This is a genomic window from Pararhizobium qamdonense (assembly GCF_029277445.1).
Taxonomy (GTDB): Bacteria; Pseudomonadota; Alphaproteobacteria; order Rhizobiales; family Rhizobiaceae; genus Pararhizobium; species Pararhizobium qamdonense.
The window spans coordinates 3,185,906-3,209,667 of the sequence record NZ_CP119566.1 but is presented as its reverse complement, the minus strand read 5'-3'; the positions used below and the strand labels follow the sequence as shown (position 1 = coordinate 3,209,667).

Sequence of the window (23,762 nt, the reverse complement as noted above, 5' to 3'; positions counted from 1 at the left end):
CTCTGGGGTGCCAGGGTTATGAACGTAGGGATGCTCAGCAGCCAAAAAAGGCCTCCCCCGGGGGGAGGCCAAATATCAAGTTCTGGCGTGCCCGGTCAGACTGCCAAGCGGCCGGGTGTGGGATTTTTTTCTCAATGAGGGTCTTCTTACAATTAACTTTGTTAAATGCCGCAGACTTTTTTGAGAGAGGGACGGCAGCCATAGAGTTCAAAAATATCCGTCTGGCAAAGCGCCTGCCTGCGGCCTATCTTCGCCGCCATGGCCCTTGATTCTGTCAAAATCCCCAAATTGTCGCTGACCGAAACACTGTTCGGATTTTTCCTGCGGCTGGTGGCGGTGTCGTGTTTCTGGTTCGGGCTGAACTATTGGGCAATGCTGATCGGCTTTTCGTTCGGCGGCGGCGGGCGGTTTGATCTGTTGCCGGTTCCGTGGCGGGTGGCGGCGACGGCGCTGGCCGTCATTTATCCCGTGGCGGCGCTGGGATTGTGGCTTCTGGTGTCTTGGGGGCCTGTAATCTGGGTGGTGGCAGCAGGCGCGGAAATCGTCATGTTCAAGGTCTATCCGCAGATTTTCGGGGCCAAGCCGCTGATCGTCATTCTGCATGCCGCAGTGGCCGTTACCTTCGTGCTTTTCCGGGCCGCGATCCTGCATCAGCGGGCCCGCCTGGCGAAGGCTGCAAGAATTGATTTACCCTGAGACAAAGGCTGTGGATAGTAAGGCGCTGTTAAGGCTGGTGTTTAAGTAGAATTTTATACGTATTCGATAGTGTCTACCTCAAGGCGGGAAGAGAAACATACACCGCCAAACAAAACAGTGAGGCAGTCATCATGAACACCAAAATGAAACCGCAGGCCGTTACCGTCAAAGATCCCCACGAAGATGCGATCCGTTCGCTCTACATGGAATCCCTTCACCTGGTTGAGCGTCTTCACCGCCGCCTGCTCGACGTCGTCAAGGACGAATTCGACCGCTCGGGCCGCTCCGACGTCAACGCCGTCCAGGCGCTTCTCCTCTTCAACATCGGCAATTCGGAACTGACCGCCGGTGAACTGCGCTCGCGCGGTTACTATCTCGGCTCCAACGTATCCTACAATGTTAAAAAGCTGGTTGATCTCGGCTTCATCAATCACCAGCGCTCGCGCGTCGATCGCCGCTCGGTCCGCATCAGCCTGACCGACGAGGGCCAGGAGATCGCCGAAACGGTTGCCAAGCTCTATGAACGCCATATCGGTTCGATCCAGAAGGTCGGCGGCATCGGCACCGACGAGTTCGGCCAGATGAACAAGCTCCTGCAGCGCCTCGACCGCTTCTGGAACGACACCATGTTGTACAAGCTCTAAGCAATGGCTTGCTGACTGCTGTTTCTCCTCTCCTGCGGCTTTGTGGCCGCAGGACGAGAAGCGGACGGGGTGGCAGGCGCCACCTTGATGAACCGATGCCATCGCCCGGATTGAAGCTTTGCTCTCCGGGGTGCTGCGCATCATTGCCCTTGGCGGTCTCCGGCCGATCCGGCAGCACCTTTAGGCCCGATATTCCCTTTATCCATGTGTTATCGACATAAGACGGCGTGGTGTCTTCCCACAGTTTCAAGTCAAGCGAGCGCGGCGGGCAGTGTCTCCCGAATGCCGCGCCGGCAAACGGCCGATGCAGCGAAGGCTGGTGCTGCCTGCCGGTGACACGAATCGGCCATATTACTATGACAGCGACGATGCCAGAGAATGCGGGTTTTGCGTTGCTTCTGTCGCTGATCGGCGATTGGCCGCTCTTTGCGTTCGTCATCTCACAAATGTGAACGGCGGGCAGGAAACGGCAGGTCATAGTTTACGTTTGTTAACCGTGTTCGTGATAGCTCTGCGGTTTGCGTAGCAGCATTTGAATGGTAGGAAACATGTCGAAGAAAACCGGAATTGATGCACTTTCGCGCCGCGGCTTCCTTGGTTCGGTGGCAGCTTTCGGCGCTGCAACATGGGCCGGCGGCGCATTGGCGCAGGACGCGCTCGACGACATCATCAATGCGCCGCGCCGCGGCACCTGGGACGACCAGTTCGATGCCAAGGCTTCGCGATCTGCCACGGCCGTCGTGTCCAACACGCCGATCTTCGGCATGGACACGCTCGCCAACACCCAGAACGCCATCGGCCAGTATCAGCAGATCGTCTCGGCCGGCGGCTGGCCGCAGGTCAATTCGCCGGTTCGCCTGGAAATGGGCGTCTCCGATCCCTCCGTTCAGGCCCTGCGCCAACGGTTGATCATTTCAGGCGACCTGCCGCGTTCCGCCGGTATTTCCAATTCCTTCGACAGCTATGTCGATGGCGCAGTCAAGCGCTTCCAGGCCCGTCACGGCCTGCCGTCCGACGGCGTGCTCGGCGAATATTCGGTGAAGGCGCTGAATATCGCTGCCGATGTGCGGCTCGGCCAGTTGAACACCAATATCGTGCGCCTGCAGTCGATGTCGGGTGATCTGGGCGAACGCTACGTGCTGGTCAACATTCCAGCCGCTTATATCGAAGCGGTCGAAAATGGCCGCGTTGCAACGCGCCACACCGCCGTTGTCGGCCGGATCAGCCGCCAGACGCACATCATCAATTCGAAGATCTATGAGGTTATCCTCAACCCCTACTGGACATCGCCGCGTTCGATCGTCGAAAAGGACATCGTTCCTTTGATGCGCAAGGATCCGGAATATCTGAAGAAGAATTCAATCCGTCTCATCGACGGCAAGGGCAACGAGGTTGCGCCTGAAACGATTGACTGGAATGCCGAGAAGGCGCCGAACCTGACCTTCCGCCAGGATCCCGGCAAGACCAACGCCATGGCATCCACGAAGATCAACTTCCACAATCCGAACAACGAATATATGCACGACACGCCGCAGCAGGGCCTGTTCAACAAGCTCGCCCGGTTCGAAAGCTCGGGTTGCGTGCGCGTCCAGAACGTCCGCGACCTGACGACCTGGCTGCTGCGCGACACGCCCGGCTGGTCGCGCCAGCAGATCGAGGCGACGATCCGTGCGGGCCAGAACTCCCCGATCAAGCTTGCGGTCGAAGTGCCCGTCTATTTCAAATATATCACTGCCTGGGCTGCAACCGACGGCGTCGTGCAGTTCCGCGACGATATCTACGAGATGGATGGCGAGCAGGAACTGGCGCTGCAGACCACGACCGGCATCGAGCAGGCAGCCGGTTCCGTCGAGCGCGACAACCTGCCGCAATAAGCCTTATCTGCCGATATCGAGACAGGCCGCGTTCCTTTGACAGGGGCGCGGCCTTTTCTTTGCCTGCCGGGCGCGGCGAATGGGGGAAATGGCGCAAATCGCACAGCCCGTATTGCCCTTGCCATGCGAGGACGGTAAACACCGTGCCACCGCCTCTTAAGGAGCTTTGAGAATGAGCGCTTCCGTCGTCAACCCCGATGTTTTCTTCAGCCGTTCGCTGGCCGACACCGATCCGGATATTTTCGGTGCGATCGAAAAGGAGCTGGGCCGCCAGCGCCATGAGATCGAACTGATCGCGTCCGAAAATATCGTTTCGCGCGCCGTGCTCGAGGCCCAGGGCTCGATCATGACCAACAAATATGCGGAAGGCTATCCGGGCAAGCGCTATTACGGCGGCTGCCAGTTCGTCGATATCGCCGAAGAACTCGCCATCGAGCGCGCCAAGAAGTTGTTCGGCGTCAATTTCGCCAACGTCCAGCCCAATTCCGGTTCGCAGATGAACCAGGCCGTATTCCTGGCGCTGCTTCAGCCGGGCGACACGTTCATGGGCCTCGACCTCAACTCGGGCGGCCACCTGACGCATGGTTCGCCGGTCAACATGTCCGGCAAGTGGTTCAACGTCGTGTCCTACGGCGTGCGCGAAGGTGACAACCTCCTGGATATGGATGCGGTGGCCGAATCGGCCCGCACGCACAAGCCCAAGCTGATCATCGCCGGTGGTACCGCCTATTCCCGCATCTGGGACTGGAAGCGTTTCCGCGAGATCGCCGATGAAGTCGGCGCCTATCTGATGGTCGATATGGCTCATATTGCAGGCCTGGTTGCCGGCAACCAGCATCCGTCACCATTCCCGCATTGCCATGTTGCCACGACCACCACGCACAAATCGCTGCGCGGCCCGCGCGGCGGCATGATCCTCACCAATGACGAGGATCTGGCAAAGAAGTTCAACTCGGCCGTCTTCCCCGGCCTGCAGGGCGGTCCGCTGATGCATGTCATCGCCGCCAAGGCCGTGGCGCTCGGCGAAGCGCTGCAGCCGGAGTTCCAGGATTATGCAGCCCAGATCGTCAAGAACGCCAAGGCATTGTCGGAAACGCTGGTTGCCGGCGGCCTCGATATCGTCTCGGGCGGCACCGACAACCATCTCATGCTGGTCGACCTGCGCAAGAAGAACGCCACCGGCAAGCGCGCCGAGGCAGCTCTTGGCCGCGCCTATGTCACCTGCAACAAGAACGGTATCCCTTTCGATCCGGAAAAGCCGTTCGTCACCTCCGGTGTCCGCCTCGGCACGCCGGCCGGTACGACGCGCGGTTTCAAGGAAGCCGACTTCCGCGAAATCGGCAACCTGATCGTCGAGGTTCTCGATGGCCTCAAGGTCGCCAATTCCGATGAAGGCAATGCTGTGGTCGAAGCCGGTGTGCGTGAAAAGGTTGTCAAGCTGACCGACCGTTTCCCGATGTATCCCTACCTGTAATCGACGACGTCTGATGAAGGAGCTCGAATGCGCTGCCCCTATTGCGGATCGGAAGACAGCCAGGTGAAGGACAGCCGTCCTGCGGAGGATGGCGCCGCCATCCGCCGCCGGCGCATCTGCCCGGATTGCGGCGGCCGCTTCACGACCTTCGAAAGGGTGCAGCTTCGCGAGCTGATGATCCTGAAGAAGACCGGCCGCAAGGCGCCGTTCGACCGCGACAAGCTGCTGCGGTCGTTCGAGATCGCGCTGCGCAAGCGGCCGATCGATCGTGACCGCATCGAGCGGGCGGTGTCCGGCATCGTCCGGCGGCTGGAAAGCTCCGGCGAGACGGAAATTCCGTCCGAGGAAATCGGCCTGCAGGTGCTCGAGGCTTTAAAAGGTCTCGATGACGTCGCCTTCGTCCGCTACGCCTCGGTCTATCGCGATTTCTCCCATGCGGACGATTTCGAGAAGGTCATTGCCGAGATCAGCGCCAAGATCGCACGCGATCCTGGCGCCTGACGCCAAGGACTTGCGCCGCCGGAAAGGGCGGCGTTTGACGTTTGCAGGGTGAGGGATGGCATCGACATGACGGAACTGGCTGACGACGAGCGTTTTATGGCCGAGGCACTGCGCCTGGCACACCAGCATCTGGGTGCCACCGGTTCCAATCCGTCCGTCGGCTGCGTCATCGTCCGCAACGATGGCGAAGGCGCCAAGATCGTTGGCAGCGCGGTGACGGCCATTGGCGGCAGGCCGCATGCCGAGACGCAGGCGCTTGCCGCCGCCGGCGAGGCCGCGCGCGGCGCGACGGCCTATGTGACGCTCGAACCCTGTTCCCACCATGGCAAGACGCCGCCCTGCGCCGATGCCCTGATTGCCGCCGGCATCGCCCGTGCCGTCGTGTCCGTCGTCGATCCGGATGAGCGTGTCTGCGGACATGGGCTGGAGAAGTTGCGCGATGCCGGTATCGAAGTCGTCACCGGCGTGCTGGAGGAAGAGGGCGAGCGCGAGCTTGAGGGCTACCTCATGCGCAAGCGCAACAACCGGCCCTATGTGACTCTGAAACTTGCCGTTTCTGCCGATGGCATGATCGGTATCAAGGGGCAGGGGCAGGTGAGCATTACCGGCGCTCCCGCCCGTGACATCGTGCACCGGCTGCGATCGGAAACCGATGCAATCCTTGTGGGCATCGGCACCGCCATTGCCGACGACCCGGAACTGACCACGCGGATTGCGGGGCTGGAGCATCGCTCGCCGCTGCGCATCGTCATCGACGGGGATCTCAACCTGCCCGTGACCTCCAAGCTGGCAACAACGGCACGCGCTGTCCCGGTCCTGATCGTCACCGGCGAGAGCGACGGCTCGGTCGCCTTTCTCGAGCGCCAGCAGGCATTGGAGGCAGCCGGTGTCGAGGTCGTGGTCTGTGACCCGAAGGCGCCGGCCGATCTGCTTGCGGCGCTTGCCACGCGCGGCGTATCCTCGCTTCTGGTCGAAGGCGGCGCGCGCACGGCGCAGCAATTCCTCAATGACGGACTGGTTGACCGGATTCTTCTGTTTACCGCGCCGCTAACCCTTGGCGAACAGGGGGTCCCATCCCCACTTGACCGCAAGCTGATCCCGGTGGGCTTCGTTCACCGGCGGACAGACACGTTCGGCGACGACCTGCTCGACACCTATGAATACGAAAGAACGCTCTGATGTTTACCGGCATTATCACCGATATCGGCACAGTTGAAACCATTACGCCGCTGGATGAGGGCATCAAGTTGCGCATCGCTACCGCCTATGATCCCAAGGGCATCGACATCGGCGCTTCGATCGCCTGTTCCGGCGTTTGCCTGACGGTCACGACGCTGCCGGAAGACGGCGCAAACGGCCGCTGGTTCGAGGTCGAGGCCTGGGAAGAGGCGCTGCGGCTGACCACGATTTCAAGTTGGACGGCCAGCCAGAAGATCAACCTGGAACGCTCGCTGAAGATCGGTGATGAACTGGGCGGCCATCTGGTCTCCGGTCACGTCGATGGCAAGGCCGAAATCCTCTCCGTCGAGGCGGAAGGCGAGGCGACGCGTTTTCGCCTGCGCGCACCCGATCATCTGGCGAAATTCGTGGCGCCGAAAGGCTCCATCGCGCTGGACGGTACGTCGCTGACGGTCAATGCCGTCAATGGTACGGATTTCGACGTGCTGCTGATCCGGCATTCGCTGGATGTGACGACCTGGGGACAGCGCAAGGCTGGCGATTTCGTCAATTTCGAAGTCGATACGATGGCACGCTATGCCGCCCGGCTGGCGGAATTCCCGGCACCGAAGGCCGAGTAGTAGCCTGCGCCGCAGATATCTGCTGCAATCGAAAGGCGATCCCTTGGACGATGCATGCGGTGGGCAAAATCTGCCGTATGTATCCCGTTCTCCAGTTCACAGAATGAAATAGCCCTTCGTCAGAACGACCGCATCATCCAGATGGATGGCAAAGTCGGCTTTCCCGTCGCCATTCGTATCGCCGTATATATAGGTGTCGGATGCCTGCTTGCTGTATTTCAGCTCACCCGCCTTGCCGCTGAACGCCGCCGTCCCGATGAAGGTGAATGCCTGATCACCGGATAGGAGGGAATTGGCATCGATGGCGGACAGGTTGATCCGGTCGCCGCCGGTGCCGGAAAAGTCCAGGATCGTATCGCGGCCGCTTGCAGCGACCGTCGTCTCCGGGAGAGACTTGAACACGAACGTGTCCGCACCTGCGCCGCCTGTCAGAATGTCGGCGCCGAGGCCGCCATACAGCGTGTCGTTGCCGCCATTGCCCGACAGGACATCGTTGCCCGCCGCGCCGGACAAAATATTGGCGCCGGCATTGCCAGACAGCTTGTCGGCATAGGCCGTGCCGCTCAGGTTTTCGATGGACACATAGACATCACCCTTCGCGTCGCCGGTATTGCCGGCCGCATTGGCAAGGCTCGCCACGACGCGGGCCGTCGCGCCCAAATAGGATGCGGTGTCTGCGCCTGAGCCGCCATCGAGCCTGTCGGCGCCCGCGCCGCCAATCAAGATATCGGCACCGCCACCGCCGGACAGGAGATCGTTGCCGGCCCCGCCGGACAATTGGTTGGCAAGAGCGTTGCCGTAGAGCTTGTCGGCAAAGCGCGAACCGTCCAGGTTTTCGATGGAGACATAGGTGTCGCCCTTGGCATCTGCGGTATTGATAGCCGCATTGGCAAGGCTTGCCGTCACGCCCTTCGTTGCCGTCGCATAGGATGCAGTGTCGATGCCGGCACCGCCATCAAGCTTGTCGGCACCGGCGTCGCCGCTCAGCCAGTCGGCGCCATTGCCACCGCTTAAGGTGTCGTTTCCGGCGCCTCCAAACAAAGTGTCATTGCCATCGTTGCCAGTCGCCACGTCATTGCCGCCGAAAAGCATGACGTAATCGGCACCATCGCCGCCGTCGAACCGGTCGGCTCCGGTCAGGGCGCCGGCGATGAGGTTGAGATCGTCGGTGGTGGAGGCTGTGTTGGCCGCTGCAAAAATTCCGGCGAGAGACACATTGATGCCGCTGACGAGGAAGGCCTGCGTGGCCTGATACCAGGTGGAAAAGCTGCTGACGGTGCCGCCGGTGGGTCCGCCCATTCTGTCGTAGACAAAGCCGGTGCCGAAGAATTCTTCCCGGCCCATCGTATAGTTGGCAATAAAGCTGGTGGCATTGCTGGTGTAGGATACCGCAGCGAGGATTTCGCTGAAATCGGTGTCGCGGATGTCAAAACCGAAGCCGCTATATACTTTGATATTCGCCATGTTGGTTCCCGAACGTAAACTGGCAGTCATTCCTCCTGTTGACGCCCCCACGTGGACCGGGATGGCGCAACCGATGCGCCTGCAGTGCCGCTCCCACGTTACGGATAGGCCGCAACCGGCGAAGCTTGGGCAGCGTGACAGGCTCTTGAAAATAGCACATTGCAGCCGCAGGAAACGTCGGCTGCCCTACGCCTTCCTCGGTACTGCAGCCTTCTCATTTCGGCGCTGCCTGACGGTGCGGCCCGATCTTGGGATGACGGAAGGGTGGCCCAGTTCATGCCGTGCCGGCATCCGGGAAGTCTGCCAATAGTTCTGGTGTATGCGTAACCGGCGGATCAGCGTTCCAGCATGACCACATTCGCCCCGTGATAGGTTGTGCGGCCGGTTTCCCTAAAATTCAGCTTCGAGGCCACTCGGAGTGAGGCGCGGTTGCTGATATCGATGATGCAGGTCTTCTTCAGCGACGGAAATTGCTGGTCGCCCCATTTCATCGCCGCGCTGACGGCCTCGGTTGCCAGTCCATGGCCGTGGGAGCGCGGCGAGAGCGCCCAGCCGGTTTCCATCGTGCCTTCGAGCGAGGGCGTGATGCTGCGGTGGACATCGTGAAAACCGGCCTCGCCGATAAACTGGCCGGTTTCGCGGTCCTGTAAGGCCAGAAAGCCAAAGCCGAAATAGTGCCACATGCCGACCTGGCGCAGGAAGCGCGTCCAGGCCTGCTCGCGCGAAAACGGCACGCCGCCGATGAAGCGCGTGACTTCGGGATCGGCGAAAAGCGCGGCATAGGGTGTAAAGTCGTCGCGGCGGTAGGGACGCAGGATCAGGCGTTCTGTTTCAATGGTAGGGACGCTGTGCATGGGAAGGTCCGTGTGAAATGGCGATGCCGGTATTTGATCAGATTCCTGGCTCGCCGTCCCAGTAATCTGTTGCGCTGTCGGCGCGCCCGACAAAGCGGAAGACGGGCTTGCTGCCGGGCGTGGCGCGCGACTTGGCGAGGAACTTGCCGGAATCCGGATATTCGACGATTTCAGCCTTGGCGTTGGCCGAAATCGACAGATAGGCCAGCGGGACGGTGCCGGTATTGATCAGGTGATGGGCGGTCTCGGGACCACCGGCCGGCGCGCCCAGCACGTCGCCGGGCTTGACCGGATAGCGGTTGGCGCCAAAGCGGTACTCGCCTTGCCCGCTGACGATGACGAACAGCTCTTCCTCGATATGGTGATTGTGGAACGGGCAGCTGGATTTTCCCGGCGGCACCTCGCTATAGCCGATGCCGAGGTCCTGCAGGCCCAGTTGCGCCCCGAAAGATGCGTCACGGGATTCAAAGAACGTGCCGTTTTGCGAATGTTCAAGCGTAAGCTCCGCCGGATTGACGACGGGTTTCTGCATCTTTGTCATGTTTTTCTCCACCTCGACAAAACCTCTATAGAGATGCCATCAGGTTGAAAAGATGGCGGCAATTGCGGTATTATCGGCTGCAACCATGCGTGCCCGCCCGGTCAAATCGGCCAAGGCCGCGAAAATTGCTTGCCAACCGGGCTCCGGCGTGATTTGACCGCCGCCTGCGCTGGAGATGTCCGGCCCCCAATTTCAGACAGGTGACAAATGTCAGATACCGAAAAACCACATATTCTGATTGTGGAAGCGCGTTTCTATGACGATATGGCCGACGCATTGCTTGATGGCGCCACATCGGCGCTGAAGGAAGCCGGCGCGACCTATGACGTCGTGACCGTGCCAGGTGCACTCGAAATCCCGGCGGCAATCGCCATGGCTTTGGATGGCATCGACAATGGCGGCACCGAGTATGACGGTTTTGTCGCGCTCGGCATGGTCATCCGTGGCGAGACCTATCATTTCGACATCGTCGCCAACGAATCTTCGCGCGCGCTGATGGATCTGACCGTCAGCGAAAGCCTGGCCATCGGCAACGGGATCCTGACCGTCGAAAACGACGCGCAGGCCTGGGCCCGCGCCAAGAAGAGCGAAGGCGACAAGGGCGGCTTTGCGGCCCGCGCGGCGCTCACCATGATCGACCTGAAGATCAAGCTGGGCGGCGAGCAGTGAGCGATACTCCGACCAATCCGCCGGCCGAGCAGCCGATCAAGCAGGCAAACCAGCGTGGCGCGGCGCGTCTTGCCGCCGTTCAGGCGCTCTACCAGATGGATGTCGGCGGAACCGGCGTTCTGGAGATCGTCGCCGAATACGAGACCCATCGTCTCGGCCAGGAGATCGACGGCGATACCTATCTGAAGGCGGATGCCTCCTGGTTCCGTTCGATCGTTGCCGGCGTCGTGCGCGACCAGCGCCTGCTCGATCCGCTGATCGGCACCGCCCTTCAGGACGACTGGGCCCTGTCGCGTCTCGATTCGACCGTTCGCGCCATCCTGCGCGCCGGCACGTTCGAGCTGCGCGAACGCAAGGATGTTCCGGTCGCCGTCATCGTCACCGAATATGTCGAGATCGCCAAGGCGTTCTTCGAAGATGATGAGCCCAAGCTGGTCAACGCCGTGCTCGACCGGATCGCCCGCACGATCAGAACCGACGTCAAGAAGTAAGCGTTGCGATGACAGATCAGGCAGGCGAAGGGCAGGGCATAGATCATGACCTGCGCGGTGCCCGCCGCAACGTCTATCTGCTGACGGCAGCGCAAGCCATTCTCGGCACTATTGGCCCCATCGTCTTTTCCGTCGGCGGGGTCGCCGGCTACCAATTGCTCGGCGAGGACAAGTCGCTGGCGACGGCACCGCTGACCGGGTTCAATGTCGGCGTGGCGCTCGGCGCGATCTTCGTCGCGGCCATGTCCCGGTTTCTGGGCCGCAAGGCAGCCTTCATGACCGGTGCGCTTCTGGGGGCCGGGGGCGGCCTGATGGCCGCCTATGCGCTGTTTCAAAGCGATTTCTGGCTGTTGGCGCTCGGTTTCTGCATCTGTGGCATCGCCGGCGGCTTCACCCAGAAACTGCGCTTCGCCGCTGCCGATGCGTCTCCCCCATTCTACAAACCACGGGCAATCTCCTGGATTCTGGCGGGCGGCATGGTGTCGGCGGTGCTGGGGCCGCAACTCGTCATCCTCACCAAGGACGCGCTGGCACCGGTCTTCTTTGCCGGCGCTTTCATTGCGCTGGTTCCCACCTGTCTTGCCGCAATCGCCATTCTGGCATTTCTGCGTTTGCCGGATCAGCGCCCTGCCGCAGGAGCCCAATCCCTGGGGCCGGTGCGCCCGTTGCGCGAGATCGTTCTGACGCAGCGTTTTCTCACCGGCATGGTTTGCGGCATCTCCACCTATGCGCTGATGACCTTCATGATGACCGGAGCGCCGATTGCCATGGTGGTCGGTTGCGGCTTCTCGCAGGACCTCGCGACGCTCGGTATCCAGTGGCATGTGCTGGCCATGTTCGCGCCGAGCTTCTTCACCGGCATGCTGGTCAGCCGCTATGGGGCGGAGAGGGTGGTCGCCGCCGGGCTGGTCATCCTGATGGCGTGTGCTTTGGTGGCGCATGCGGGGATTGCGCTGTGGAATTTCTGGGGCGCGCTGATCCTGCTGGGCGCTGGCTGGAACTTTGGCTTCATCGGCTCGACCGCGATCGTCGCCTCCAGCTACCGGCCGCAGGAGGCCGACATGGTTCAGGGTTTTCACGATATCATCCTGTTTACCGCCGTTGCCATTGCCTCCTTCGGCTCCGGCAAGGTGCTGACCGCCTATGGCTGGGACATGCTCAGCGCCGCCGTCTGGCCGGTGACGGCATTCTGCCTTTTGCTGCTCGTTTCGCTGTTTGCCGCCGAAAGACGGCGCGCCGCCTGAGGTTTATCTCCAAAAGTTGTATTGCCGACCGGTAAGCCGCCGCCAACCTACCGAAAAACGTGGGTTTTTCCTTTTATGGCGGCTTGACGATCCCGATTCGCCACAGCACTCTGCAGCCACGTATGCAGCCCGCGCTTGAAGAGGAGGCTTGGTCTGCAGCGCTTTTTGGGGGCCTGTGGAACGGAGTGAGCCCGCAGGCTAAACGGAGGAAATCGCGAAATGACCATACTTCTGGGCGTTATCGCATGCGGGTTGCTTTCGGTGGTCTATGCCATCTGGGCGACGCGGTCGGTGCTGTCTGCCGATCAGGGCAATGCCCGCATGCAAGAGATTGCAGGCTTCATACGCGAGGGGGCGCAGGCCTATCTCACACGTCAATATATGACCATTGCCATCGTCGGTGCCGTCGTCTTTGTCGGTGCCTGGCTCCTTCTCTCCGTCACAGCCGCCATCGGCTTCCTGATCGGCGCTGTTTTGTCGGGTGCGGCCGGTTTCATCGGCATGCATGTGTCGGTTAGAGCCAATGTGCGCACCGCGCAGGCTTCCTCCGTCAGTCTTGCAGCGGGTCTCGATATCGCCTTCAAGTCCGGTGCGATCACCGGCATGCTGGTGGCTGGCCTGGCACTGCTCGGCGTCACCATCTACTATCTCGTCCTGACGGCCGGCCTTGGCCTTGCCGAAGGCTCGCGTGAGGTGATCGACGCTCTCGTGTCGCTCGGCTTCGGTGCCTCGCTGATCTCGATCTTCGCCCGTCTCGGCGGCGGTATCTTCACCAAGGGTGCCGATGTCGGCGGCGATCTCGTCGGCAAGGTGGAAGCGGGCATTCCTGAAGACGATCCGCGCAACCCCGCCACCATCGCCGACAATGTCGGTGATAACGTCGGCGATTGCGCCGGCATGGCGGCCGACCTGTTCGAAACCTATGCCGTCTCGATTGTTGCCACCATGGTTCTGGCGGCGATCTTCTTTGCCGGCGCGGCCAATCTCAGCCTCGTGATGAGCTATCCGCTCGCCATCTGCGGCACCTGCATCATCACCTCGATCATCGGCGCCTTCTTCGTCAAGCTCGGCTCGAACGGTTCGATCATGGGCGCGCTCTACAAGGGCCTGATCGTCACCGGCCTGTTGTCGATCGTCGGCCTTGCCATCGCAACGTCATTGACCATCGGCTGGGGCTCGATCGGCACCGTCGAGGGCAAGGACATTACCGGCACCAACCTGTTCATCTGCGGCATTCTCGGCCTCGTGGTCACCGCGCTGATCGTTGTCATCACCGAATACTATACCGGCACCAACAAGCGGCCGGTCAATTCCATCGCCCAGGCGTCCGTCAGCGGCCATGGCACCAACGTCATCCAGGGCCTTGCCGTGTCGCTGGAATCGACGGCGCTTCCGGCGATCGTCATCGTCGGCGGCATCATCTCGACCTACCAGCTGGCAGGCCTGTTCGGCACCGGCATTGCCGTCACTGCCATGCTCGGCATTGCCGGCATGATCGTGGCACTGGATGCTTTCGGTCCGGTCACCGACAATGCCGGTGGTATCGCCGAAATGGCCGGTCTTCCCCCGGAAGTCCGCAAATCGACCGACGCGCTGGACGCGGTCGGCAACACGACCAAGGCCGTGACCAAGGGGTATGCGATCGGCTCTGCCGGTCTCGGCGCCCTGGTGCTGTTTGCCGCCTATTCGAACGACTTGAAATATTTTGCCGCCAATGGCGACAAATACCCGTATTTCGCCGATGTCGGAACGATCTCGTTTGATCTGTCCAACCCTTATGTCGTCGCCGGCCTGATCTTCGGCGGTCTCATCCCCTACCTGTTCGGCGGTATCGCCATGACGGCCGTCGGCCGTGCGGCCGGTGCCGTGGTCGAGGAAGTCCGCCGCCAGTTCCGGGAAAAGCCGGGCATCATGGCTGGAACCGACCGCCCGGATTATGGCCGTGCCGTCGATATGCTGACGAAGGCGGCGATCCGCGAAATGATCGTGCCGTCGCTTCTGCCGGTCCTGGCGCCCGTCGTCGTCTATTTCGGCGTGCTGCTCATCTCCGGCTCCAAGGCGTCTGCCTTTGCAGCCCTCGGTGCCTCGCTGCTCGGCGTGATCGTCAACGGCATCTTCGTGGCGATTTCGATGACGTCCGGCGGTGGCGCCTGGGACAATGCCAAGAAGAGCTTCGAGGATGGCTTCGTCGATAAGGACGGCACACGCCACATGAAGGGGTCGGAAGCCCACAAGGCCTCCGTCACCGGCGATACAGTCGGGGACCCCTACAAGGATACGGCAGGTCCCGCCGTCAATCCGGCGATCAAGATCACCAATATCGTAGCGCTTCTGCTTCTTGCTGTTCTTGCGGGATAAGTAGCCTGAAATTGATACTCCGCGGCATCAGAGATGCCGCGGAGGATGAGACTGGAAACCGATCGGAACGGCAACCGCCGTACGGGCTTTCGCTTTTAGCGGTTCCGGCTGGTGCTGTTATTCCCAAACACCGAATTCGCCATGCTCTTGCCGATACCATTGCCGGAGAGAACCTGGCTGAGGAAGGTCATTTCCTTGCCGCCGGTCGGCGTCGTGCGGGAAATCATGTCGAAGACCTTGCCGTCCTGCAGCGTGTAATGCGCCAGCTGCGTGACGACGCCATCCTTGTCGAAATAGACGGCGAGTACGCTCTGTTCGACCAGCTTCGGCTTCATGAAGGCGACCGGGCGCTGACGCTTCTGTGAAATGTAGTAGAACACCTCATTGTCGAAGGTCGCCGTGGTCGATGGCGTGCCAAGCGACAGGACCACCTGCTCGCGGCTGGAGCCGACAGGCGCAAGCGCCAACGTCTCCTGATCGACCACATAGCCCTGATTGAGGGTTTCGCCGGTATTCAGCATCTCGGCCGTCTTGCAGCCGGAAAGGGTGGTTACGCAAATTGCCAATGTAAAAGCGACGTTGTTCAGAAATTTCATGTCTGACCTGAAATACCGTTTCGTCAACGACATCTCCCTCAAGGTAACGCTGGCAGATGCGCCATTGCATTTCGTGCCTGCTTCGGTAAACCAGCTTCCGCAATCATGCAATAACAGGATGCGCGCGCTTGCGCATTTTGAAGCAGTCAAACTTGGGCTTTATGATGATCTTCGGACTGTTCGGTAAAAAAAACGGCAATACGGCCATAGTTAAGCGCCAATATGCGCTTTTGACCGCCGCCGCCCGCCGTCCGTATCTCTATACCGACCTTGATGTTCCAGACACCGTGATGGGCCGTTTCGAGATGCTGTCGGCATCGCTGATCCTCTATTTCCGCCGCACCCGCAGCTCGCAACGCGCCGGCCAAGAGATCGCCCAGGAGATCATCGACGCATTTTTCGAGGATGTCGATCACTCGATCCGCGAACTCGGCGTCGGCGACGTCGGCGTGCCCAAGCGCATGAAGAAGCTGGCCTCGATGTTTTATGGCCGTCTGGAAAGCTATGCCGCCGCCTTGGAGCGCCGCGATCGCGATGAGCTGGCCGCCGCCTTGAAGCGCAATTTCCATCCCGAGACGGACGATCAGGCGCTGTCGATGCTTAGCCTTGCTGACTATCTTCTGTCCGCCGAGGCCCAGCTTGCGCAGCAAGGCGAGGATGTCGTAGAAACTGGCCGGATCGACCTGCCGCCGGCGGCCGCCTGATCGTCGTCGCAAGACGCAAGGCCGGCGCTTCGCAATGGCCGCAAGCACTATCTTGGGCGGTATCGCCGCCCGAAAGGACCAGACCATGCACCATGACGAAAAGCCCGCATTCTCCTATCCCGTGAAGGTCGGCAATATCTCAGCCAACGCCGTGACGGTGCGTCTGACAGCCGACGAGGCCGAACTGAAGGCGCTGCGCGACCTTTGGAATGTGCTGGAGGTCAAGTCGCTGACATCGGAGCTGCAGATCGCGCGCTGGAAGCGGGATGGCGTCAAGATCAAGGGCCGGGTCCAGGCAAAGATCGTCCAGGCCTGCGTCGTCACGCTGGAGCCGGTGCAATCATACATTGACGAGCCCGTCGAAGCGATCTTCGTGCCGGAAGGATCGCGGCTGGCGCGCATTGCCGCCAACGATAGCGGCGAGATGATTCTCGATCCGGAAGGCCCGGACCTTCCCGACATGTTCAGTGGTGACACGATCGATGTCGGTCTGGCCGTGACCGAACACGCAGCACTGGCCATCGACCCCTACCCGCGCAAGCAGGGCGCGAGCTTTGGCGAGCGGATCGAAAGCAGCGAAAAAGACGATGTCCGCCCAAATCCCTTCGCAGCCCTCAAGGATTGGAAAAAGGACTGAGTCCGCAACGGCACGTGGCACAAATCGGTTGTCACGTCAGCGAAAAACGGTATTTTGGCCGAAATCCAGCCCGTTGGGCCGTTTTGTCCCGTGAGTGGGGCCGTTACGTCTCAAACGTCATGAAAACACGTGTGTCTCCATCGCCCAGACTGATTGCGCCGGAACGAAACATGCAGTGTGGCAGGAAAAAAGGATAGGGCACGCGTGGTCAGAATTTCTCTTGATGTGATGGGCGGCGACTTCGGTCCGCAGGTCGTCATTCCAGGCGCCGCCAAGGCGCTCGAGCGGCATCCCGATATCCGTTTTGCGCTCTACGGTCTTGAAGAGCAATGTGCTCCCCTTCTGGAAAAATATCCGAAGCTCAAGGCCAGCAGCACCTTTCATGCCTCGGAACTGGCGATCGCCATGGACGAGAAGCCGAGCCAGGCGCTGCGGCGCGGCCGTGGCAAGGCCAGCATGTGGCAGGCGATCGAAGCCGTCAACAAGGGCGAGGCCGATGTGGTCGTCTCTGCCGGCAATACCGGCGCGCTGATGGCTATGTCGGTGTTTTGCCTGCGGATGATGCAGGGCATCCAGCGCCCCGCAATCGCGGCCATCTGGCCGACGCTGAAGGGCGAAAGCATCGTGCTCGATGTCGGCGCGACGATCGGCGCCGATGCACAGCAGCTGATGGATTTCGCCCTAATGGGCGGCGCCATGGCGCGCGCGCTGTTTGAGGTGGAGCGTCCGACGCTCGGTCTGCTCAATGTCGGCGTGGAAGAGATCAAGGGCCAGGAGCAGGTCAAGGAAGCCGGACGCCTGCTGCGTGAAGCCGGCATCGACAGCATCGATTATTTCGGTTTCGTCGAGGGTGACGATATCGGCCGCGGCACGGTGGATGTGGTGGTCACCGAAGGCTTTTCCGGCAATATCGCGCTGAAGGCTGCCGAAGGCACGGCGCGCCAGATCGCCGAGTATCTGCGGGCTGCGATGTCGCGGACGCTTTTGGCCAAGATCGGCTATATCCTCGCCAAGGGCGCCTTCGACCGGCTGCGCGAAAAGATGGATCCCAGAAAGGTGAACGGCGGCGTCTTCCTTGGCCTTAATGGTGTCGTGATCAAGAGCCATGGAGGAACGGATGCGGAAGGTTTCGCAGCCGCTATCGACGTGGGCTATGACATGGTCCGCAACGGCCTGAAGGCCAAGATCGAAAACGATTTGCAAAAATACCATGCCTCGCGCCCTACCGAAGGTGCAGCGACCGGCACGGCAGACGAGGTTTGAAAAGTATGATCCGTTCTGTGGTTCGCGGTTTCGGGGCATCACTCCCGCAGCGGGTGATGACCAATCGCGAAATGGAAGACAAGGTCGACACGTCCGACGAATGGATCGTGCAGCGCACCGGGATACGCCAGCGCTACATCGCCGGCGAAGGCGAAACCACGGCGTCGCTCGGCGAGGGGGCTGCCCGCGCAGCGCTTGCCAATGCAGGCCTCACGCCCGCCGATATCGACGTGATCATCGTTGCGACCTCGACGCCCGACAACACCTTTCCGGCCACCGCCGTCAATATCCAGAACCGCCTTGGCATGCATCATGGCGCAGCGTTCGACCTGCAGGCGGTCTGTTCCGGCTTCATCTTTGCCGTCACCACCGCCGACGCCTATATTCGCGGCGGGCTTGCCAAGCGGATTCTGGTGATCGGCGCCGAGACGTTCTCGCGCATTCTCGACTGGAACGACCGCACGACCTGCGTGCTGTTTGGCGATGGCGCCGGTGCGCTGATCCTCGAGGCCCAGGAAGGCGAGGGCACGACCGCCGATCGCGGCGTCCTGACCACGCAGCTGCGCTCCGACGGCGCCCACAGGGAAAAACTCTATGTGGACGGCGGTCCCTCGACCACCGGCACGGTCGGCCATCTGCGCATGGAAGGCCGCGAGGTCTTCAAGCATGCGGTCGGCATGATCACCGACGTGATCGAGGCCGCCTTCGAGGCGACCGGCACGACGGCCGATGATCTCGACTGGCTGGTGCCGCACCAGGCCAACCGCCGCATCATCGACGGTTCGGCGAAGAAACTGGGTATTCCGCTGGAGAAAGTGGTTGTCACCGTCGATCTCCACGGCAACACATCGGCAGCCTCCATTCCGCTGGCGCTGAATGTCGCAGCCTCCGACGGCCGCATCAAAAAGGGTGATCTCGTCCTCCTTGAGGCGATGGGGGGTGGCTTCACCTGGGGTTCCGTGCTGCTGCGCTGGTAAAAAAATGTGATATGGTGCAGACGCTTGACCGGAATGGACAAGGGCAATACTCTTTCCGGGCTAATCGATATTACAAGAAAATCGGTGGGGGAAGATGAGCGGAAAAACGGTAACACGAGCAGACCTGGCCGAATCGGTTTTTCGCAAGGTCGGTCTTTCGCGAACGGAATCGGCCGAACTGGTGGAGACCGTGATCGATGAAATCTGTAACGCCATCGTGCGCGGCGAGAGCGTCAAGCTTTCCTCCTTCGCGACGTTCCAGGTTCGCGACAAGAACGAGCGCATCGGGCGAAACCCGAAAACCGGCGAGGAAGTGCCGATTTCCCCGCGCCGCGTCATGACGTTCAAGGCATCCAACGTGCTGAAACAGCGCGTGCTCAAGGCGCATCTGCAGCGCAAGGCCAAGTTGAAACCGCAATCCCCGGCGCTCTAATTTCATCCTCCATCATTAAAGTGGTTGAAAACACGTCCTTAAGCCGTTGAAATGCGCATGATTCGTGTAATCATCCGCAGCGACGGCAGTTTAGACTCGGGGTGCAAGGCCGCGAGCCGGATTTGCATGATCGATCGCACGATGCGGAATGGGGGAAGACATGGACAAGAGCCCGGATGCATTTCGCACCATCAGTGAGGTGGCCGACGATCTCGACCTGCCGCAGCATGTGCTGCGGTTCTGGGAGACGCGCTTCCTGCAGATCAAGCCGATGAAACGCGGCGGCGGCCGCCGCTATTACCGGCCGGAAGACGTCGATCTGCTCAAGGGCATACGCCATCTGCTTTACGATCACGGCTATACGATCAAGGGCGTGCAGAAGCTGTTGAAGATGAACGGCAACAAGTTCGTCGCAGCCATCGCCAGCGGCGACCTGGCAACGGTCGAAGCGCTGGCGGCGGCCAATATCGAAGAGCAGGTGCAGCCGAAACTCGGCAATCCCGAAGAAGATCAGATCGTCGGCCGCGCCAAGGCACCGGCCAGCCGCCGCTTCTTCTCCTTCGTGGGCGGCAATGACGAAACGCCGGAGATCTCCGTCGGAAAGACATCTGTCGGCAAGGAGGACAGGGCGCTTTTGCAGGAAGCGCTCTATGATCTGCTCGAATGCAAGCGCCTGCTTGACCAGGTGCGCTGAGCCCGCCTCACCGCAGCGGCCTGCCCTTTGCGCCGCCGCTTTCCTCTCGTGCCGCCCTGCCGTTCATGGTAGGAACCCCGACCGAATTTGTGAGCAAGGCGAGACGATGGAAAAGCCCTGGACGAAAAGCGTGACGCTTGCCCTGGAAGGGCCGGGCAGATACGTGACCATCTCCAATACCACGGAGGCTTCCTGGGCGATGATCGAGGATTGGCCGCTGGAGGATGCACCGGCGCTCGACCGGGCACTGGGGATCTGCGCCGAGGTCGTCGAAGGCAAGCGCCCGGCAGAAGACGCGCGAAAAGCGTTTCTGGCGGCAGCCGCCGAAGCGGAGATTGCGGTTCAGGACTGAGGCATCACCAAGATACTGCATAGGGAGGTCTTTTGGCCTTGCCCTCAGTCGGGTAGCTTGGTTCCGGTGCAACCGGCTATCGTCTCCCCGGCATGCGATTGAGAGAGAACAGGATGAACAGGACCCTGCAGGCGAAATTTCACGGCGAGATGCTGGCGCTCTACGATCACTGCGCCCGCATCGGCTTCCGGCCCGTGCTGTTTCGCCGCCTGGTCATCCTCAAGGGCGGCGTCGAGGCTGCCAGGGAACTCGTGTTCAAGCCCGGCACCACCGGCCTGGAACGGCTGATCGAGGCAAAGAAAACCGAACTTTCGATGGAGGCGGCAATGACGAGCGCGCAGTACCGCTGTCTGTTTTCGCCGCTTGAAATCAAGGAAGCCGCCAAGCGGCTCGAAGGCATCGCCACCCGCGAACGCTCCCGGGGCCGCTTGATGGCGACGGCCTCGCCCCGTTCCAAACAGGATGCGGCCAATCAGCATGCGGCCAAACAGGATGCAGCCAAACAGGATGTGCAGGAGCCGCTGTAGCAGTTCAACGATGCTGAAACTTTCTTTGAACCGGAACCGGGTTGAGGAATTATACAGTGTCACCAACGCGAAACAGGCATGATGACCATGACGAAGAAGCAAAAGCTCGAACATTCCGATTTTTCCGGCGAATTCACCGAAGACGACATCACCGTGCTGGTCGATATCTTCCGCACGGAAGGCAGCACCGGCGGCTGGACGATGGAAGTGATCGATCAGGACGAAGGCCTGACCGTCTGGGAAGAGCCCTTCGCCACCGACAAGGAAGCCTTCGAGGAGTTTTTGGCCACCGTCGAACGCGACGGGATCGAATCGTTCCTGGAAGAGCCGGAGACGGATATTTCGGTTCATTGAAGGCAGATGGCCAGTCTCCCATACAACGCAGAATAAACACTTAGAGCTATCAGCACGTCTTCAGGTCGACCGATCGGCAATTCCCTGTATATTATGAATTACTCATATATAGGCTTGGCTGTGGAGGGTGAGATGGCCGTTGTCAGTGGTGGGACTGCATTTCCAATTAAATTCGACATGCTGCAGGTTGATGGCCTGTACGACTACGATCTATCGGCGGTCTCGCCGGTATCGGCGAAATATTTCGACAATGCGAAGAATTACACGCTGTTCAAGGGCAGCGGCTTCACCTTTGATGCGTCTGACGTGCCGACCGGCGGCACTGTTTCGTCGGTGCGATATGTGGTCAACGGCAGCACCGCGCTGCTGGTGACAGGGCTGAACATTGCCGCCACCGACGTTCACCAGTACGCGTCGCAAAACAACACGCAAGGGCTCCTGAGCCTTGCCTTGAACGGTGACGACACGCTGAACGGGACGCCGCTCGCCGACGTTCTTTCCGGTTTCGGCGGCAACGATATCCTCAAGGGCGCTGGCGGCAAGGATGTGCTTGACGGCGGTGCGGGCATCGACACGGCGCTCTATACCGACAAGACCGGGTCCGTCGTTGTTACCCTCAAGGGCGCGGCCAATACAACGGTCACGGTCGGCGGGATCGCTGAAGACACGATCCGCAATATCGAGAATATCACCGGTGGGTCGGGGGCCGACAAGTTGACCGGCAATGGCGGTGCCAATGTCCTGAATGGTGGCGCTGGCAACGATACGATCAAGGGCGGCGGCGGTGCCGACACGCTGATCGGCGGCCGGGGCAATGACAACCTGAATGGCAATTCCGGCTCGGATACCGTCGATTACAGCCGCGATGCTGCTAGCGGCGGCACGCGCGGCGTCACCGTCAATCTGCTTGGCAATGGAAAGCAGGGCGGCCTGGCAGCCGATACCGCCAAGGACGGGTTTGGAAATACCGACACAGTGAAGAACATACCGAATGTCATCGGAACCAAGTTCAACGATCAGATCTTTGGCGGCAACCATGCCAACGACCTGTCGGGCGGCGCGGGCAACGATTTGATCGGTGGCGGCCTTGGAAACGATGTCTTGCGCGGCGGAACCGGCAACGATACGTTTTTCTTCAACAGCCGGCTTGGATCGGCAAATATCGACGCGATTACCGACTTCTCCGTGGCAAACGACACCATACGGCTTGAAAACGCGGTATTCACGGCCCTCAGCGTCACCGGCAAGCTTGCCGCCGCCGCCTTTCATATCGGTTCCGCAGCTGCCGACGCGTCCGACCGGATCATCTACGATTCGACAACCGGCGCCGTCAGTTACGATAAGGACGGCACAGGTGCCGCAGCAGCCGTTCAATTTGCCACGGTCGGCCATGACCTTACGATGACCAACGCCGATTTCTTCATCGTATAGCCAAGGTGCTGCGATCTGCGGCGCGTTGCGTAGCGGATTGCAGACTATCGCAGAGTGGAATGGCGGAGTGGAATTTTTACGGCAGTTTCGGCTGCCGCAGGGCCCATCCACGCTTTTTCTTCCGGTAGAAAAGAAAAGGTGACAGGTGCTGAGCTGGGAATATCAAGGAGAAAAATGGTCGGAGCGGCGGGATTCGAACCCACGACCCCTTGACCCCCAGTCAAGTGCGCTACCGGGCTGCGCTACGCTCCGAACCGAAAAGAGGCGTATATAATCGGGACTTGGCGCGCAAGTGCTGATTTTGGAAAATGCGGTAAATCGCCGGAAAAAGCGGGGAGGTTTTTTGTGGTTGGGGAAATTGCGGCAAAGGGGCGTGCCAGGCCGCAGATTTTCCCGATGCTTAAAGTTTTCGGCAATCCCTTGCCGCGATAATGCGCGGGCGAAAAGGGGATTTGGGTGATGGCGAAGACGGCGGTCAGGAAAGGTCAGAAGCGGCGCACGAGCCGCAAGCAGGCCAGGACAAGCATGTGGCCGTGGTATCTGGCCGGCGTGTTGTCGGTGGGTGCGGTGCTTGGCTATGAGCACCGGGCGCAGATATTACCGATAACTGCTCCGTTCTACACCGCGTCCATCGGCAAACAGCCGGCAGTGGAAAAACGGTCTGCCCCTGAAAGACGTGCAGAGACACCACAACACTCGGTCAGGCCTGCGCTGGCGATGCCTTCGGTGCGGCCCGTTGAGCAGCCGGCCGTCGATGTCAGCGCATTGAAGACCGTGGATGAGCCGGCAGCAGCCCGCAAGCCTGGGGCTTTTTACTTCTGCACCGAAACGCTGGAAAACTGCGTCGTCGATGGCGGCACGTTCTGGTATGGACGCAAAAAGATCCAGATCGCCGATATCCAGGCGCCCAGAATCAAACAGGCCAAATGTGACGGCGAGCGCAAGCTCGGCTCCCTGGCGAAGAAACGGCTGTGGGAAATTCTCAATGCCGGTGAGGTGCAATTGGCCGGCATCTCCGGCCAGAATGCCAAGGTGACCATCGGGCAGGGACGTTCGATCGGCGATATCCTGGTGTCCGAAGGGCTCGCCCATCCCTCCGGCGGCAAGGCAGGCTGGTGCGCGCAGGGATAGCTACGTCAACGACTGCGCCTCTGACCCCATTCCTGCATTTCGGGTTTCAGCGTT

27 protein-coding genes and 1 tRNA gene are annotated in these 23,762 nt (G+C 60.6%); 23 read left to right on the top strand and 5 right to left on the bottom strand.

Annotated features, from left to right (window positions below):
- Positions 1-258: 258 nt before the first annotated feature.
- The 7 genes from PYR65_RS15675 (at position 259) to PYR65_RS15645 (ending at position 6,988) form a co-directional block, all read left to right on the top strand.
- A complete protein-coding gene (locus PYR65_RS15675; RefSeq protein WP_060641281.1) occupies positions 259-696 on the top strand; it encodes a DUF6163 family protein in 438 nt (145 codons plus the stop codon).
- Positions 697-827: 131 nt separating this feature from the next.
- A complete protein-coding gene (gene ldtR, locus PYR65_RS15670; protein WP_060641280.1) occupies positions 828-1,340 on the top strand; it encodes a transcriptional regulator LdtR in 513 nt (170 codons plus the stop codon).
- A gap of 548 nt (positions 1,341-1,888) precedes the next feature.
- Positions 1,889-3,214, top strand: coding sequence for a L,D-transpeptidase family protein (locus PYR65_RS15665; protein WP_060641278.1), 1,326 nt, complete (start codon positions 1,889-1,891; stop codon positions 3,212-3,214).
- A gap of 172 nt (positions 3,215-3,386) precedes the next feature.
- On the top strand, positions 3,387-4,688 hold the full coding sequence (gene glyA / locus PYR65_RS15660; protein ID WP_060641277.1) for a serine hydroxymethyltransferase: 1,302 nt from the start codon (positions 3,387-3,389) through the stop codon (positions 4,686-4,688).
- A gap of 27 nt (positions 4,689-4,715) precedes the next feature.
- Positions 4,716-5,189 (top strand): transcriptional regulator NrdR, encoded by a 474-nt coding sequence (gene nrdR, locus PYR65_RS15655; protein WP_037107514.1) that lies wholly within the window; start codon positions 4,716-4,718, stop codon positions 5,187-5,189.
- Between the two features lie 66 nt (positions 5,190-5,255).
- On the top strand, positions 5,256-6,368 hold the full coding sequence (gene ribD / locus PYR65_RS15650) for a bifunctional diaminohydroxyphosphoribosylaminopyrimidine deaminase/5-amino-6-(5-phosphoribosylamino)uracil reductase RibD (RefSeq protein WP_276118621.1): 1,113 nt from the start codon (positions 5,256-5,258) through the stop codon (positions 6,366-6,368).
- Complete coding sequence (locus PYR65_RS15645; RefSeq protein WP_276118620.1) at positions 6,368-6,988, top strand: riboflavin synthase; 621 nt, start codon at positions 6,368-6,370, stop codon at positions 6,986-6,988. The genes ribD and PYR65_RS15645 overlap by 1 nt, the downstream gene beginning before the upstream one ends.
- 96 nt (positions 6,989-7,084) lie before the next feature.
- On the opposite strand, the gene PYR65_RS15640 is transcribed toward PYR65_RS15645, so the two are convergent.
- The 3 genes from PYR65_RS15640 to PYR65_RS15630 form a co-directional block, all read right to left on the bottom strand.
- Positions 7,085-8,452, bottom strand: a complete 1,368-nt coding sequence (locus PYR65_RS15640) for a calcium-binding protein (RefSeq protein ID WP_276118619.1) — start codon at positions 8,450-8,452, stop codon at positions 7,085-7,087.
- Positions 8,453-8,787: 335 nt separating this feature from the next.
- Entirely contained in the window at positions 8,788-9,306 is a 519-nt protein-coding gene (locus tag PYR65_RS15635) for a GNAT family N-acetyltransferase (RefSeq protein WP_060641273.1), read from the bottom strand.
- 37 nt (positions 9,307-9,343) lie between these two features.
- Complete coding sequence (locus PYR65_RS15630; RefSeq protein ID WP_276118618.1) at positions 9,344-9,847, bottom strand: cupin domain-containing protein; 504 nt, start codon at positions 9,845-9,847, stop codon at positions 9,344-9,346.
- 207 nt (positions 9,848-10,054) lie between these two features.
- Here PYR65_RS15630 and ribH point away from each other — a divergent pair, with 207 nt between their 5' ends.
- From ribH to PYR65_RS15610, 4 genes are all read left to right on the top strand, one after another.
- On the top strand, positions 10,055-10,516 hold the full coding sequence (ribH, locus tag PYR65_RS15625; protein WP_276118617.1) for a 6,7-dimethyl-8-ribityllumazine synthase: 462 nt from the start codon (positions 10,055-10,057) through the stop codon (positions 10,514-10,516).
- Entirely contained in the window at positions 10,513-11,007 is a 495-nt protein-coding gene (gene nusB, locus PYR65_RS15620) for a transcription antitermination factor NusB (protein WP_060641270.1), read from the top strand. Before ribH ends, nusB begins: the two co-directional genes overlap by 4 nt.
- An 8-nt stretch (positions 11,008-11,015) precedes the next feature.
- Positions 11,016-12,251, top strand: coding sequence for an MFS transporter (locus PYR65_RS15615; protein WP_276118616.1), 1,236 nt, complete (start codon positions 11,016-11,018; stop codon positions 12,249-12,251).
- 219 nt (positions 12,252-12,470) lie between these two features.
- Entirely contained in the window at positions 12,471-14,609 is a 2,139-nt protein-coding gene (locus PYR65_RS15610) for a sodium-translocating pyrophosphatase (RefSeq protein WP_276118615.1), read from the top strand.
- A 95-nt stretch (positions 14,610-14,704) separates the two neighbouring features.
- Here the strand turns inward: PYR65_RS15610 and PYR65_RS15605 are convergent, their stop codons facing one another.
- On the bottom strand, positions 14,705-15,238 hold the full coding sequence (locus PYR65_RS15605) for an outer membrane protein assembly factor BamE (RefSeq protein WP_060641267.1): 534 nt from the start codon (positions 15,236-15,238) through the stop codon (positions 14,705-14,707).
- On the opposite strand from PYR65_RS15605, the gene PYR65_RS15600 reads away from it, so the two are divergent.
- The 11 genes from PYR65_RS15600 to PYR65_RS15550 all read left to right on the top strand — a co-directional run bounded on the left by PYR65_RS15600 (position 15,204) and on the right by PYR65_RS15550 (position 22,577).
- Positions 15,204-15,392 carry a hypothetical protein gene (locus tag PYR65_RS15600; protein ID WP_276121132.1) on the top strand — a complete coding sequence of 63 codons (189 nt, stop codon included), beginning with the start codon at positions 15,204-15,206 and terminating at the stop codon, positions 15,390-15,392. The genes PYR65_RS15605 and PYR65_RS15600 overlap by 35 nt on opposite strands.
- Positions 15,370-15,909: a ubiquinol-cytochrome C chaperone family protein gene (locus PYR65_RS15595; protein WP_276121075.1), complete on the top strand. Its 540-nt coding sequence runs from the start codon at positions 15,370-15,372 to the stop codon at positions 15,907-15,909. The genes PYR65_RS15600 and PYR65_RS15595 overlap by 23 nt, the downstream gene beginning before the upstream one ends.
- 85 nt (positions 15,910-15,994) lie before the next feature.
- Positions 15,995-16,546, top strand: a complete 552-nt coding sequence (locus PYR65_RS15590) for a YceD family protein (protein WP_276121074.1) — start codon at positions 15,995-15,997, stop codon at positions 16,544-16,546.
- A 204-nt stretch (positions 16,547-16,750) separates the two neighbouring features.
- Entirely contained in the window at positions 16,751-17,809 is a 1,059-nt protein-coding gene (gene plsX / locus PYR65_RS15585; protein WP_276118614.1) for a phosphate acyltransferase PlsX, read from the top strand.
- 5 nt (positions 17,810-17,814) lie between these two features.
- A complete protein-coding gene (locus tag PYR65_RS15580; RefSeq protein WP_060641265.1) occupies positions 17,815-18,786 on the top strand; it encodes a beta-ketoacyl-ACP synthase III in 972 nt (323 codons plus the stop codon).
- A 94-nt stretch (positions 18,787-18,880) separates the two neighbouring features.
- Complete coding sequence (locus tag PYR65_RS15575; RefSeq protein WP_060641264.1) at positions 18,881-19,219, top strand: integration host factor subunit alpha; 339 nt, start codon at positions 18,881-18,883, stop codon at positions 19,217-19,219.
- 160 nt (positions 19,220-19,379) lie between these two features.
- Positions 19,380-19,913 carry a MerR family transcriptional regulator gene (locus PYR65_RS15570; RefSeq protein ID WP_060641263.1) on the top strand — a complete coding sequence of 178 codons (534 nt, stop codon included), beginning with the start codon at positions 19,380-19,382 and terminating at the stop codon, positions 19,911-19,913.
- A 106-nt stretch (positions 19,914-20,019) separates the two neighbouring features.
- Positions 20,020-20,265, top strand: a complete 246-nt coding sequence (locus PYR65_RS15565; protein WP_276118613.1) for a DUF982 domain-containing protein — start codon at positions 20,020-20,022, stop codon at positions 20,263-20,265.
- A 113-nt stretch (positions 20,266-20,378) separates the two neighbouring features.
- The gene (locus PYR65_RS15560) at positions 20,379-20,792 is read left to right on the top strand and encodes a hypothetical protein (RefSeq protein WP_276118612.1); all 414 of its coding nucleotides are present in this window, start codon (positions 20,379-20,381) and stop codon (positions 20,790-20,792) included.
- A gap of 87 nt (positions 20,793-20,879) precedes the next feature.
- Positions 20,880-21,146, top strand: a complete 267-nt coding sequence (locus PYR65_RS15555; protein ID WP_060641437.1) for a hypothetical protein — start codon at positions 20,880-20,882, stop codon at positions 21,144-21,146.
- 132 nt (positions 21,147-21,278) lie between these two features.
- Entirely contained in the window at positions 21,279-22,577 is a 1,299-nt protein-coding gene (locus PYR65_RS15550) for a calcium-binding protein (protein WP_276118611.1), read from the top strand.
- A 175-nt stretch (positions 22,578-22,752) separates the two neighbouring features.
- Here PYR65_RS15550 and PYR65_RS15545 read toward each other — a convergent pair.
- Positions 22,753-22,829, bottom strand: a tRNA-Pro gene (locus PYR65_RS15545).
- A gap of 207 nt (positions 22,830-23,036) precedes the next feature.
- Here PYR65_RS15545 and PYR65_RS15540 point away from each other — a divergent pair.
- The gene (locus PYR65_RS15540; RefSeq protein ID WP_276118610.1) at positions 23,037-23,708 is read left to right on the top strand and encodes a hypothetical protein; all 672 of its coding nucleotides are present in this window, start codon (positions 23,037-23,039) and stop codon (positions 23,706-23,708) included.
- Positions 23,709-23,762: the final 54 nt, after the last annotated feature.